Below are 13,512 nucleotides of genomic sequence, written 5' to 3' on the forward strand. Positions count from 1 at the left end.
GGCTGTGGCCCCGCTGCAATGTGTTTGCAGTGCACAGTGTTGCAGTGCGCAGCGTTGCAGTGCGCAGCGCGGCGGGGCCACAGCATCCCCAGAGCCTGCCGAGTCCTCGGCCCGGCACAGTTTCAACCAGTCAGCGGGAATTGACGATGAACGTACCCATTCTTCAAATGCGAGGAATCACCAAGACCTTCCCCGGCGTAAAAGCCCTTCAGGACGTCACCCTGGACGTCAACCGAGGTGAGGTTCACGCCATTTGCGGTGAGAACGGAGCCGGGAAGTCCACCCTCATGAAGGTGTTGTCCGGTGTTTACGCCCACAACACCTTCGACGGCGACATCCTCTTCGAGAACGAACCCTGCGAATTTTCGGACATCACGGACAGCGAAAAGCGTGGCATCGTGATCATCCACCAGGAGCTCGCCCTGAGCCCGTACCTGTCTATCGCCGAAAACATCTACCTGGGCAACGAGCAAGCCAGGAACGGGTGGGTGGACTGGCGCAAGACCAACCTGGAAGCCGCCAAGCTGCTGGCCCGGGTGGGCCTCAGCGAGAATCCCGTAACGCCCATCCAGCACATCAGCGTGGGCAAGCAGCAACTCGTGGAGATTGCCAAGGCACTCTCCAAAGAAGTGAAGCTGCTCATCCTGGATGAGCCCACGGCAGCCCTGAACGACGAAGACTCAGACCACCTCCTGGACCTCATCCTGCACTTGAAGGGCCAGGGCGTCACCAGCATCATCATCAGCCACAAGCTCAACGAGATCCGCAAAGTCGCCGACGCCGTCACGATCATCCGCGATGGCAAGTCGATCGAGACGCTGCGCCTGGACCAAGGGCAGATCACCCAGGAACGCATCATCCGCGGCATGGTGGGACGCGACCTTGAAAGCCTCTATCCGGACCGGAACCCCAATATTGGCGAAGAAGTCCTCCGCATCGAGGACTGGACGGTCCAGCACCCGCAGGACCACTCCCGGACCGTGGTCAGCAACGCCAACCTGAAGGTGCACAAGGGCGAGGTTGTGGGCCTTGCCGGACTCATGGGCGCCGGCCGCACCGAGCTCGCCATGAGCGTTTTCGGCCGGACCTATGGCCGTGCCGTTTCCGGCAAGGTCTACAAGTACGGCCAGGAGATCAACACCTCCACTGTTTCCGATGCGATCGATCACGGCATTGCCTACGCAACCGAGGACCGGAAACACTACGGCCTGAACCTGATCGAGGACATTCAGCGGAACATCTCAATGGCCGCCCTTAACAAGCTGGCCAAACGCGGCTGGGTGGACGGCAACAAGGAAACCACGGTGGCCAACCACTACCGGAAGAGCATGAACATCAAGGCTCCCTCGGTCGCTGCCATCACCGGCAAGCTCTCGGGCGGAAACCAGCAAAAAGTGGTGCTCAGCAAATGGATGTTCTCCGATCCCGATGTCCTGATCCTGGATGAGCCCACGCGTGGGATCGACGTCGGCGCCAAGTTCGAGATCTACACGATCATCAATGAGTTGGCGGCTTCGGGGAAGGCGGTCATTGTGATTTCCTCCGAGCTCCCGGAACTCCTGGGCATCTGCGACCGGATCTACACGCTCTCCGCGGGACGCATCACCGGCGAGGTCCCGATCGCCGAAGCCACCCAGGAAACCCTCATGCACTACATGACTCAAGAGAAGGAATAGCCACCATGTCCGCCCTACGAGAATCCCTTGGCTTCCTGACAAGCCGCCTCCGCCAGGTTGGCATCTTCGTCGCCCTGATCCTGATCGTCATCCTCTTCCAGGTCCTGACCAATGGCATCCTGCTTGAACCGCAGAACGTCACCAACCTGGTGGTCCAGAACAGCTACATCCTGATCCTTGCCATAGGCATGGTCATGGTCATCATCGCCGGCCACATCGACCTCTCCGTTGGGTCCATCGCCGGGTTCATTGGCGCCGTGGCCGGTGTGATGATCGTGCATTGGGGCTGGGCCTGGTGGCTCGCCATCCCGGCTTGCCTCTTGGTGGGTGCCCTGGTGGGTGCCTGGCAGGGGTATTGGATCGCCTACGTCGGTATCCCCGCCTTCATCGTCACCCTGGCGGGCATGCTGATCTTCCGCGGATTGACCCTCATCACCCTCAAGAACCAGCAGATCACCCCGTTCCCGAACGAACTGCGGGCCCTCGGTGGCGGCTTCCTGCCGGACATCTCCGGTGGCACCTCCGTCCTTGAATGGTTGACGGTGATCCTGGGTGTTGGCGGCACGGCAGCCATCCTCTTCCAGGCCTTGAAGGAGCGCCGGGTCCGCCGCAAGTTCAACCTCGAGAATGAACCGATGGCATGGTTCGCCGTCAAGAACGGCTTCATCGCGATCCTGATGCTGATCATCACCTTCCTGCTGGCCAGCTACCGCGGAACCCCGATTGTGCTGATCGTCCTGGCAGTCCTGGTGATCCTGTACTCGGCACTGATGAACAACAGCATTTTCGGCCGCCACACGTACGCCATTGGTGGCAACCTTCACGCCGCAGAACTTTCCGGCATCAAGACCAAGAAGGTCACCTTCCGGCTCTTCGTCAACATGGGCGTCCTTGCCGCGCTGGCGGGCCTGGTGTTCACTGCCCGCTTGAACTCGGCACAGCCTGCCGGTGGTACCGGCTTTGAGTTGGATTCCATTGCGGCAGCCTTCATCGGTGGCGCAGCGGTCCAGGGCGGTATCGGCACCGTGGCTGGCGCCATGATCGGTGGCCTGATCATGGGCGTCCTGAACAACGGTATGTCCATCCTTGGACTTGGCACGGACTACCAGCAGCTCATCAAGGGACTGGTGCTCCTGCTCGCCGTCGGGTTCGATATCTTCAACAAGAACCGGACCGGCGCCGGCGGAGGTTCCTCCATGGGCCGCCGTTTCAAGTGGAAGACGACGCCGCCGGCAACCGAGGCGGCTCCGGCCGCCAAAACGGAACCTGTGGGCGCCGACGCGAAGTAGCATCCGATGCCTCGCGGCGAACAGCCGCCCTCAGTGCGGCCCCGGGTACTGCCCGGGGCCGCACCCGACTCAGCCACCAGGCCTCCTGTCATGGGAGACGTCGCAAAAATGGCCGGCGTCTCGCATCAAACGGTTTCCCGCGTCCTGAACGACCACCCAAACGTCAGCAACAGCACCCGGGAACGGGTAGAGGCGGCGATAGCCAGCCTGGGCTATCGCCGGAACACGGCGGCGCGAAGCCTGGTGACCCGTCGCTCGAGGACCATCGGTGTCCTTGCTTGCGAAACGGGCCAGTTCGGACCGGCAAACACCCTTTTGGGCGTTGAACAGGCCGGAAGGGAAGCGGGGTACTTCGTCAGCATCGCCAACCTGCGTGAAGTGACCAGCGAGAGCATCAACGACGCCATGGGCCATTTCCGCAGCCAATCAGTGGATGGCATCGTCATCCTGGTTCCGCATCCGGATGTCCTCGCGGCCCTGCGCGACGTCTCAGTTCCCGTGCCGATCGTGGCCGTGGGCGCAGGTGCGGGAAACCAGCTCACAGGAGCTTCCCTGAACCAGCGTTTGGGTGCGCGGCTTGCCGTGGAGCACTTGATCGGGCTGGGGCATCGCAGCATCGCCCACATCTCCGGGCCAACGCACTGGATCGACGCAGCGGAACGCATCGAGGGCTGGCGGGAGGCGCTGGACACCGCCGGTCTTGAAGCCAAAGTCCTGCTCCAAGGCGCGTGGGATGCCGCATCCGGTTACCGGGCCGGACTGGAACTCCTCGGGCATGACTCCGTCACCGCCGTCTTCGTGGCGAACGACCAAATGGCCGTCGGCGTCCTCCGTGCCGTCCAGGAGGCCGGGCGCCAAGTGCCTGGCGACATCAGCATTGTGGGTTATGACGACCAGCCGGAGGCCGAGTTCTTCATGCCGCCGCTGACCACCATCAAACAGGACTTCGAAGAACTCGGGCGCAAGTGCATGGAAGAGGTGCTGCACCAGTTGGAAGGGCAGGCCGGAACGGGGGACCAGATCGTGAATCCGCGCCTGGTCATCCGGGCCACCACGGCGGAGCCCGCACACTAACGCCAGCACACTAAACCCCAGCACACTAAACTAAGAGCCATGACTTCCTCGCCTGACACCTCAGCTGCCCGCGCCCGCCTTCTTGAACTCATCAAAGAGCTGGCGGTGGTCCGCGGCAAGGTGATCCTTTCCAGCGGCAAGGAAGCGGACTACTACATCGACCTCCGCCGCATCACCCTGCACCACGAAGCCTCCAAGCTGGTGGGCCAGGTCATGCTCGCAATGATCGACGACGCCGGTGTCCAGGTTGAGTGCGCGGGCGGTCTCACCATGGGTGCCGACCCCGTCGGTACCGCTGTGATGCACGCAGCTGCCGACGCCGGCCGTGCAGTGGACGCCTTCGTCGTCCGCAAGGCCCAGAAGTCCTACGGCATGGGCCGCCAGGTGGAAGGTCCTTCAGTGGAAGGCCGAAACGTAGTGGTCCTCGAGGACACGTCCACCACCGGCGGGTCCGCGCTGACCGCCGTCGAAGGTGTCCGTAAGGCGGGCGGCAATGTGGTGGCCGTCGCTGTGATCGTGGACCGCAACACCGGTGCCAAAGAGAAGATCGAAGCCGAAACCGGCGTTCCCTACCTCTTCGCTTTCGGTAAGGATGAGCTGGGCCTCGACTAAGCCGGGCAGCACTCCCGACCATTGATGGTCCGGGGTTAACGTACTACAGTAGTACGTATCGGCCGTCCCGGAGGGAGCCTCCCATGAGGGTAAAGAACAGCGTCACCAGCCGGGAGTTTAACCACTCGTCCAGCGAGATCCTCCGCCAAGCCCGCGAGGGCGACGTGATTCCGGTGACCTACGGACGTGACGGAGACGTGGTGGCGTATGTCGTTCCGGCTTCCACCTTGAGAAATCGTGACGAGGTAGAAGCTGTCCATCGAGCTGTTACCGAGCACAGTCCTTCAGCGAGGGACGTGGTGATGGAATCGACGGTGACGTTCAATTCCGAGCACACCCTCAACGAGATGCGGGAGGGTGAGCGTTACTGATGCCGATCTTCAGTGCCGGCTGCTATCTGGACACGTCTTCACTGATCCGGCTTCTGACCCCGCAGCATCCTTCCCGTCAGGCGCTTGTGGATTATCTTGATCGGGAAGCCCTCTGGAACCAGCTGTGCACGAGCAAACTGACGCAGTTGGAAGCGACCCGGGTGGCAGTGAGGGACAGCAACCAGAACCTGGCCTCACAAGTGGATCTCTTTCTGAAGCAGATAACAGTGATGCCTATCTCGGACGATGTACTTGCGCGGGCCATGGAAATTCCGTTCCACGTTAAGTCCCTTGACGCCATTCACGTTGCTTCGGCAGCCGCCGCAACAGTAGTCATGACGTCCGACAAGAACATGGCAGACGTCCTGAACAAGCTCCAACAGCACGCGGAATTCTCAGGCCTGTACCGCTTTCGGGACATTGTCGGCTAGCTGCGAGAGCGCATCTTAAGGGCTTTGGCTGTGCGCAAACTGCGGGGATGTAAGGCAGCGCCCGCGAAGCCTATGCTTGCTGCGTGGACGTTCAAGTAGGGAAGCTCCCGGCGCCGCCGGAGGTGACTGGGAACCCTCCGGCGCCGGTGACTACTGAACCGGTAACTCCGGAGCCGGACAAGGCCGGGGATCCGGGCTCCTGGGCCCGGATCCTGCCTTATGCTGCCCGGCTCAAGAAAACATCCCGCCGTAATTTCCTCACCTATGCCGGCATTTCCGCAGCGCTCGCAGGGGATATGCTCTTCACCCGGCGGGTCCAGGCCGAGCGCCGGGCCACCAAGATCCTGCGGGTCCCGGATCCGTACTCGGACCTGTACTTTCCCAAAGCCAGCTGGATCCTCTTCCCCGGCTACAAAACCAGCTGGGAAGAAGCCCAGTGGATCCTCAACTCACTGCGTCCTGCCCTGCACCAACGCGGCCGCCTTGCCGCCGTCGGGTATTCCAACCTGGGCCTGGACGTGGACGAGATCGTCCGCGAAATCATCCTGCACGTCCGCGAGCTGGGACTGGAGAAGCTGTATTTCTACGGCCACAGTTTCGGCGGAATGCTCGCCACGCAGGTCGCTGCACGCCTGTTGGAACTCCACGGCGTGGAGACTCAGGTGATTGTCCTGGACTCGAGCCCGTTCAGTCGTGCGGATGTCCTTGACCAGAGCTGGTTCGACGGCGTGGTGTTCCTTTACGAGAATGGTTTCCGTATTCCGTCGGTGCTTCGCGGCGGTTATGAACTGGGGGAGCGCGTTGTCCACAAGGACGAGCGCACCTGGCGGCAGATCCTGGACCAAACCCTGGAGCAGCTTTCGCCCATTGCCCCGTCGAGTGTGCTGATCCAGACGGAGTCGGCCTACATCTACCACTTCGACGGGCTGCGGTTCATGGGCAAGATTGGCGGGGCGAAGATGGCCTTTATGGGCAACCCGCAAGATGGCACCGTGGACTACGAATCGGCGCGGGCAGGATGGAGCAAGGTTTTCGGAGACAACATGGCTCTGCCTACCCTCAGCACGGAAGGCGCCAGGCCCGCGCACGCGAGTCCCCAATGGAACGCCAGCGTGTACCGGCCGTTGCTGGAACGCGTCCAGGACGAACTGGCGCCCCTTCCACCGGAACCGGAGGAACCGGCGTACCGGGAGCCCAACGGCAGGGTCGTCAGGCCAGCCTAAGCGTCACCGGCGCACTTCAGCGCAGCGCTTCAACCTCGACGGCGGTCAGGCCCGCCTCTCGCAGGAAGCCGCCGACGTCGCCGAACTCCCTTGAGAAACCAGCCAGGAAATGCCGCATCGCGGCCTCCGGGGATTGCAGGATCATCAGGTCCGCACTGAAATATTCGGCCGGGGTGGACGGGACGCTGAGGCGCCACGTTTCGGCCATGACCTCAAGGACGTCCGGCAGGTTGGCCGTGGTTGCCGCATAATCCGCCACTACCTCGTCATCCGTCCCGCCGGCGGCAAGGAGTCCGATCGCGGAGATCACTCCGGTCCTGTCCTTACCCAACGAACAGTGCACCAGAGTGCGCTTGCCGCGTGCCACGGGTCGCAGGGCGTCGGCCACCCAGCCCGGACGGAGCCGGATCCAGCCCAAATACAGCTCCCCAAGATCCTCGGCAGTTTCCACGGCTTGGAGCGAACCGGCAATGGCGTTGGGGTCCAGCGGGTTGTTGATGAGTTCGACGGCGGGCGACGTTGCCGCGGCAGGTTCGCCGCCGCCGTCGTGAACCGTGTGGTCCTGAACCCCGCCGTCGTGAACCAACCACGGAACCAACGACCGCTCCAGGTCGCTGCGGAGGTCGACAATGGCCTGGATGCCGTGCTCCGCCAGGAAACCCGACGTCGCAGCGGCATCCAAACCGAACGGCTGGCTCCCCCTGAGGATCCGTCCTCCGGCGAGGGGACGCAGATTGAGCACAGCCATGATTGTTCCTTCTTAGATCTGGCTCTTGAGGTCGGCCACTGAATTCAGGATCTGGTTGGGCCGGAACGGGAAGGACACAATTTCCTCGCGCTGCGTGATTCCGCTGAGCACCAGGACCGTGTGCAGGCCCGCTTCCATGCCGGCAACGATGTCCGTGTCCATGCGGTCACCGATCATCGCCGTGGTTTCGGAGTGGGCATCGATCTGGTTCATGGCGGAGCGGAACATCATGGGGTTCGGCTTGCCCACAATGTAGGGTTCGCGGCCCGTGGCCTTGGTGATCATGGCTGCGATGGCACCCGTGGCGGGCATGGGGCCGTCCTTGGAGGGGCCGGTAGCATCCGGGTTGGTGGCGATGAAGCGGGCGCCGGCCAGGATGTGGCGGACCGCCATGGTGATCGCTTCGAAGGAGTACGTGCGGGTTTCACCGAGCACCACGAAGTCCGGTTCGGTGTCCGTCAGGATGAACCCGGCCTCGTGGAGTGCGGTTGTCAGGCCGGCCTCGCCGATGGTGTAGGCGCGGTTGCCCGAATCCGAGGACTGCACCTGGTCCTTGAGGAACTGGGCCGTGGCCAGCGCGGAGGTCCAGATGTTCTCTTCCGGAACTTCCAGGCCGGACGCGCGGAGACGGGCCGCGAGGTCCCGGGGAGTGAAGATGGAGTTGTTGGTCAGCACCAGGAAGCGCTTGGACGTATCCACCCAGCGCTGAATGAGTTCCGCGGCGCCAGGGATCGCCTGGTTTTCGTGGACGAGGACGCCGTCCATGTCCGTGAGCCAGCATTCGATCTCGTGGCCGTTCCGGTAAACCGATGCGGACGGGTGGGGCGTGGTTTCTTCTGCCATATTTGCCTCCGGCTGGGGTTGTTCATGCACTGCGTCCCAGTCTTTCATCATTCGGGGCGCTGGACATCCCGGGATTGCACATATGTGGGTAGTTCTGCCCATGTGGATAACGGTTTTGACTTGTACGCTCAGTAGCGGTCTGCACTACGCTTGTGGCGGCGTGGTAGAGGCCAGCACCGTGGGTCGGGGGATCGACACGGTGGGTATCACGTCGTCCCGCTTCAGCAGGTCCCTCGTTCCGGATCGACCACCGGGTGTGTCCGCAGGGATGTCCCGGTGCCCACAGCACGTGAAAGGGCCTTGTCATGAGCAACAACAACGGCGTACCGCAGCCTCCCTATAACCCGGACGGCGTGCCGCAGCCGCGCTATGACACCGGCAAGGACCAGTACCGCCAGTACCAGACGGGGCAGACGCAACCCATGTACCAGCCGGAGGCCCAGCAGGGGGACCCGGGCTACCCGGGCCAGCCGCAGCAAGGTCGGCCGCAGGACGCGCCGACGCAGGCTTTCCCTGCCCAGCGGAACCCCACGCAGGCTTTCCCCGCGCAGCCCCTCAACCACCCCGAGGGCGAGTTCGCCGAAACCGTCCATCGCTATCCGCAAGCGCAGCAGGGCCAGCCGGGCTACCCCGGCCAGCCGGGCTACCCGGGCCAGCCCGCCGGGCCCGGCCAGAACCCGGGCGACCACAACAAGAAGTCCCTGTTCCTCATCCTCGGTGGTGTCGCCGTCGTCGTGGTTATTGCGCTGGTTGTGGCGTTCACCTGGCTTATTCCGTCGATGACCAAGCCGACGGCCGTGGAGTCCCCATCGCCGTCGGTGACGTCCTCGGACGAGGCGTCGGACGCGGCCGCTGAGCCTTCGGCAGAGGCGGAGCCGTCGGGTGGGTCCTCGGCCTCCACCGACATCCCGGCGGGCGCGATCCCGCTGCCGGCTGGCTGGGAGGACGTGGCCGGGCCCAGCAACGTTCCGGCGGACGGCGATCCTCTGTTCAGCAAGTGGGTCACAGGCGAGTCGTCCTTCCAGTACCTGGCCGAATGGACCCACGACGAGTCGTTCGGCATCACCAAGGACCCCACCACGGGCGAAGAGATCCAGAAGAAAGCCCAAGGCACGGTGGAGACCGACGGCGACGGCATCGCCTTGGCCTACGCCTTCTTCGCGGAGTCCGAGGAAGGCAAGTTCGGCAAGGACCCGGCGGAGATCAAGAAAGCCCTGGAGGACATCGAGGCCAGGTACAAGGGCATGACCGCCACTGACCTTCCCCAGAACCTGGTGGGCCACAAGTGCGCCTCCAACTTCAAGACCAGCATGCCGGAGATCCGCGAGTTCCGTCGTGGCGCCGCCGTGGTCATCCAATTCACCTGCACCAACGCCCGTGGGGAAGCCATTCAGGCCGTGAACCTCTTCTCGGTGACGCCGTGGGGCACGCCCCAGATGCTTGGTCTCAGCGGGCACAAGGAGTACTGGGACGCCCATCCGGGACTCTTTGAGCAGTTGGCCAACTCGTACCGCATCAACAAGTGGAAGTTGGGCTAGGCCCAGCGGGCCCAAACCGCCAAGTGGGCGGGGCTAGAGTTGAGGGGTGACTGACCTTCCCCCCGATTCACCCCTGCCCACGCCTGCCGTCTCCCCGGAGAAGACCCTCACGGATGGCGAGGTCGAGGCGAAACCCGAGGTCGGCGTCGGACCTTGGGAAGGCGAGTGGCCGGTTGGCGAGCACTGGGATCCGGATCTGTTGAGGGATGGTGACCGCCGCAACGTGGTGGACCAGTACCGGTACTGGAAGCACGAATCGATCGTCGCGGACCTGGACTCCAAGCGGCACGAATTCCACATTGCCATTGAGAACTGGCAGCACGACCTCAACATCGGCACCGTGGTGCGGACGGCCAACGCTTTCCTCGCCAAAGAGGTCCACATCATCGGACGACGCCGGTGGAACCGTCGCGGAGCCATGGTCACCGACCGCTACCAGCACGTCCGCCACCACCCCACCGTTGAGGACTTCGTCCGATGGGCGCAGGAGGAGGGGTTGGCTGTGATCGGCATCGACATCTTCCCGGATTCCGTTCCGCTGGAGACCTACGACCTCCCGAAAAAGTGCGTCCTGGTGTTCGGGCAGGAGGGCCCGGGCCTCACGCCCGAGGTGCACGATGCCGCCGTCGCAACCCTGTCCATTGAGCAGTTCGGATCCACCCGGTCCATGAACGCAGCCTCCGCGGCAGCGATCGCCATGCACGCCTGGGTGCGCCGGCACGTGTTCCAGCAGCCGGTCAGCTAGGCGAGGAGCCGCCGAGTTGGCATTTGATGACAATCCCGGGGCTCCGGATTGTCATCAAATGCCAAGTCGACGCGGGATCGGTGGGCTGGGCTGTGGATAACGCCTCCGCGTGTAAGCCGGACAAGCCAAAATGGGGCATGCGCAGGAAAGAACTTCCGGAACACCTGACAACTGGCTCGTTCTCTGTGCGTGCGTCGGACAAGGCCGGAGTGCCCCGGTCCCGGACCCGTGCCAAGGACTTGGTGCTGGTGTCGCGTGGGATCAGGGTCCCGGCTGCGTCCGGTGCATCCGGGGCTGCCGCGCTGCGGGCCTACACGGACTTGGACGACTCCTCCATTTTGGTCTCCTTCACAGCTGCGCGTCTCTGGGGGATCCCTTTGCCAGGCGCGCGCTCAGGGGACTGGCGCATCCACATTGCCCGACGTCCGGGGTTCAGTTTTCCCCGCAGGGTCAATGTTGTTGGTCACCTCCTGACGCTTCTTCCCGACGAGACCGAGGATTACGACGACGTCAGGGTCACCTCACCGGCGCGGACGTGGCTGGACTTGGCCACCGTGCTGAGTCTGGAAGACCTGGTTGCTGCGGGCGATCACCTGGTGTGTTCCCACGGCCCTGGGTTTCCTGTTCCCAAGGAGCCGGTGTGCAGCATGGACGATTTGGCGGAGATGGTGGATCGCTATCCGGGCAAGCGGGGAGTGAGAACCGCGCGGGAAGCCCTGCAACTCATCAGGGTGGGGGCTGACTCGGCGCCGGAGAGCATGATGCGGATGGCCTTGATCAAGGCCGGCTTGCCGGAACCGGTACTCAACCACGTCGTCCGCGATGCCCGTGGCCAGGCCGTGCTGTGGCCGGACGGAGCTTACCTCAAGTGGAAAGTCTCCCTCCAGTACGACGGTGCACACCATGGAGGCGGGGAACAGCATCTGAGGGACATCGAACGGCAGGAAAGGTCCCTGGCCCATGGCTGGCTTGAAGTCCGGGTCTCCAAGCACGACCTCCAAGGTGAGCGGCCCGCCGTCGTACATAAAGTCCGCCGGGCGCTCCAAAGCCGCGGCTGGCGCGTGAGGTGAGCGAATACTGCGCCGACTTGGCATTTGATGACAATCCTGCGGCTCCGGATTGTCATCAAATGCCAACTCGGCGGAAGTATTAAGAACCCTCAGTGACCCGAAACACGGCCTCCCGGCGGATATCGCTAGGATGGGTGCTAGCCGTAAGCGGTCTACTCCAGGGTTACCCACCCACAGACGAATTCAGCATAGGAGTCACCATGCCCATTGCAACCCCAGAGATTTACTCCGAGATGATCGACCGCGCAAAGGCTGGCGGATTCGCTTTCCCCGCGGTCAACGTGACGTCGTCGCAGACTCTGAATGCTGCGATCCGCGGTTTCGCCGAGGCCGAATCCGACGGCATCATCCAGGTTTCCACCGGTGGCGCAGCCTACTGGTCGGGCGCTTCGGTCAAGGACATGGTTGCCGGTTCCCTCGGCTTCGCCGCGTTCGCCCGCGAAGTTGCCAAGAATTACAACGTCAACATCGCCCTGCACACGGACCACTGCCCGCAGGACAAGCTCGCCGACTTCGTCCTGCCGCTGCTGGCCGCTTCCGAGGAAGCCGTCAAGGCCGGCAAGGACCCGATCTTCAACTCGCACATGTGGGATGGCTCGCACGAGACCCTCTCCGAGAACCTGCGCATCGGCCGTGAACTGCTGGAGCGCGCAGCTGCCGCCAAGATCATCCTCGAGGTTGAAATCGGCACCGTTGGTGGCGAAGAAGACGGCGTTGAGAACGAGATCAACGAGAAGCTCTACACCACCACCGAAGACGCCCTCGCCACGATCGAGGCCCTGGGTGCCGGCGAAAACGGCCGCTACCTCACCGCCCTGACCTTCGGCAACGTCCACGGCGTCTACAAGCCGGGTAACGTGAAGCTCCGCCCTGAACTGCTCAAGCAGATCCAGTCCGAGGTGGGCGCCAAGATCGGCAAGGAAAACCCGTTCGACCTCGTGTTCCACGGCGGCTCGGGCTCCACGGAGCAGGAAATCGCTGACGCAGTTGCCTACGGCGTGATCAAGATGAACATCGACACCGACACCCAGTACGCGTTCACCCGCCCGGTGGCCGGCCACATGTTCTCCAACTACGACGGCGTCCTGAAGGTCGACGGCGAAATGGGCAACAAGAAGACCTATGACCCCCGCGTCTGGGGTGCTTCCGCCGAAGCCGGCATGGCCGCGCGCATCGTCGAAGCAGCACAGCAGCTCGGATCGGTTGGCAAGACCTTCTAATGTCCGACGAATTCCGGAAGAACCTGATGGGGCCGGAGCCTACGCTCCTGCCCGCCGAGAACGAGATCTACCAGCACCTGGCCCTGGGCAAGGAAGCGTTGGACCTCGTGGCCCAGAACCCCACATCGTCACTGCTGTGGGCCATCCTCGCTGAGGAAGCCTGGGCCGAGGGCCGGACCATCGAGTCCTACGCCTATGCCCGCGTTGGCTACCACCGCGGCCTGGATTCGCTGCGCCGCAACGGTTGGCGCGGCGTCGGACCCATCCCGTGGGAGCACGAGCCCAACCAGGGCTTCCTGCGTGCGCTCTACGCGCTGGGCCGGGCAGCTTCGGCCATCGGCGAGGCTGAGGAGCCGGAGCGGATCGAGAAGTTCCTAAACGACTCGGACCCCAAGGCCAAGGCAGCACTCGAGGCCCGCTAAAACGCCAAACAATTAACGACGGCGACCCTCACCGAAAAGGTGAGGGTCGCCGTCGTCGTTAACCCGCCCAACTAGGTGACAGCACGTGCTCTAATGAACCGTCAGTGGAGCGTTTGCTGTCATCTAGACGATATGTGTGTGGGGGGAGGGCGCCGTTTGGTGGGTTGGTTCCTTCTGAGGGGCGATTGTTGCCGGACCGGTTCCCGGAGCGTCAGCTTTGGCGGGGCCCTCTCGGTTGGTTTTTCGTGGC

14 protein-coding genes are annotated in these 13,512 nt (G+C 63.2%); 12 read left to right on the forward strand and 2 right to left on the reverse strand.

Annotated elements, in window-relative coordinates:
• Positions 1–146: 146 nt before the first annotated feature.
• From mmsA to PJL15_RS07935, 7 genes are all read left to right on the forward strand, one after another.
• Positions 147–1,676, forward strand: coding sequence for a multiple monosaccharide ABC transporter ATP-binding protein (gene mmsA, locus PJL15_RS07905; RefSeq protein ID WP_281450629.1), 1,530 nt, complete (start codon positions 147–149; stop codon positions 1,674–1,676).
• Positions 1,677–1,681: 5 nt separating this feature from the next.
• Positions 1,682–2,965, forward strand: coding sequence for a multiple monosaccharide ABC transporter permease (gene mmsB, locus PJL15_RS07910; protein WP_281450630.1), 1,284 nt, complete (start codon positions 1,682–1,684; stop codon positions 2,963–2,965).
• Positions 2,966–3,055: 90 nt separating this feature from the next.
• Positions 3,056–4,039: a LacI family DNA-binding transcriptional regulator gene (locus tag PJL15_RS07915; protein WP_281450631.1), complete on the forward strand. Its 984-nt coding sequence runs from the start codon at positions 3,056–3,058 to the stop codon at positions 4,037–4,039.
• Between the two features lie 39 nt (positions 4,040–4,078).
• A complete protein-coding gene (pyrE, locus tag PJL15_RS07920) occupies positions 4,079–4,651 on the forward strand; it encodes an orotate phosphoribosyltransferase (protein ID WP_281450632.1) in 573 nt (190 codons plus the stop codon).
• Positions 4,652–4,734: 83 nt separating this feature from the next.
• The gene (locus tag PJL15_RS07925; protein ID WP_281450633.1) at positions 4,735–5,022 is read left to right on the forward strand and encodes a hypothetical protein; all 288 of its coding nucleotides are present in this window, start codon (positions 4,735–4,737) and stop codon (positions 5,020–5,022) included.
• On the forward strand, positions 5,022–5,453 hold the full coding sequence (locus tag PJL15_RS07930) for a type II toxin-antitoxin system VapC family toxin (protein ID WP_281450634.1): 432 nt from the start codon (positions 5,022–5,024) through the stop codon (positions 5,451–5,453). Before PJL15_RS07925 ends, PJL15_RS07930 begins: the two co-directional genes overlap by 1 nt.
• A gap of 83 nt (positions 5,454–5,536) precedes the next feature.
• Positions 5,537–6,676 carry a thioesterase domain-containing protein gene (locus PJL15_RS07935; protein ID WP_281450635.1) on the forward strand — a complete coding sequence of 380 codons (1,140 nt, stop codon included), beginning with the start codon at positions 5,537–5,539 and terminating at the stop codon, positions 6,674–6,676.
• Positions 6,677–6,692: 16 nt separating this feature from the next.
• Here PJL15_RS07935 and PJL15_RS07940 read toward each other — a convergent pair whose 3' ends face one another.
• Both PJL15_RS07940 and PJL15_RS07945 read right to left on the reverse strand, forming a co-directional pair.
• On the reverse strand, positions 6,693–7,424 hold the full coding sequence (locus tag PJL15_RS07940; protein WP_281450636.1) for a tyrosine-protein phosphatase: 732 nt from the start codon (positions 7,422–7,424) through the stop codon (positions 6,693–6,695).
• A 12-nt stretch (positions 7,425–7,436) separates the two neighbouring features.
• Complete coding sequence (locus tag PJL15_RS07945; RefSeq protein WP_281450637.1) at positions 7,437–8,267, reverse strand: HAD-IIA family hydrolase; 831 nt, start codon at positions 8,265–8,267, stop codon at positions 7,437–7,439.
• A gap of 305 nt (positions 8,268–8,572) precedes the next feature.
• Between PJL15_RS07945 and PJL15_RS07950 the strand changes: the two genes are divergently transcribed.
• The 5 genes from PJL15_RS07950 to PJL15_RS07970 all read left to right on the forward strand — a co-directional run bounded on the left by PJL15_RS07950 (position 8,573) and on the right by PJL15_RS07970 (position 13,262).
• Positions 8,573–9,805 (forward strand): hypothetical protein, encoded by a 1,233-nt coding sequence (locus PJL15_RS07950; protein WP_281450638.1) that lies wholly within the window; start codon positions 8,573–8,575, stop codon positions 9,803–9,805.
• A gap of 46 nt (positions 9,806–9,851) precedes the next feature.
• Entirely contained in the window at positions 9,852–10,550 is a 699-nt protein-coding gene (locus PJL15_RS07955; RefSeq protein WP_281450639.1) for a TrmH family RNA methyltransferase, read from the forward strand.
• 137 nt (positions 10,551–10,687) lie between these two features.
• Complete coding sequence (locus PJL15_RS07960) at positions 10,688–11,620, forward strand: hypothetical protein (RefSeq protein WP_281450640.1); 933 nt, start codon at positions 10,688–10,690, stop codon at positions 11,618–11,620.
• Positions 11,621–11,820: 200 nt separating this feature from the next.
• Positions 11,821–12,840: a class II fructose-bisphosphate aldolase gene (gene fbaA / locus PJL15_RS07965; protein WP_281450641.1), complete on the forward strand. Its 1,020-nt coding sequence runs from the start codon at positions 11,821–11,823 to the stop codon at positions 12,838–12,840.
• Positions 12,840–13,262: a DUF3151 domain-containing protein gene (locus PJL15_RS07970; RefSeq protein ID WP_039239501.1), complete on the forward strand. Its 423-nt coding sequence runs from the start codon at positions 12,840–12,842 to the stop codon at positions 13,260–13,262. Before fbaA ends, PJL15_RS07970 begins: the two co-directional genes overlap by 1 nt.
• Positions 13,263–13,512: the final 250 nt, after the last annotated feature.

Source organism: Paenarthrobacter nitroguajacolicus (assembly GCF_029952445.1).
GTDB classification, from domain to species: domain Bacteria; phylum Actinomycetota; class Actinomycetes; order Actinomycetales; family Micrococcaceae; genus Arthrobacter; species Arthrobacter nitroguajacolicus_B.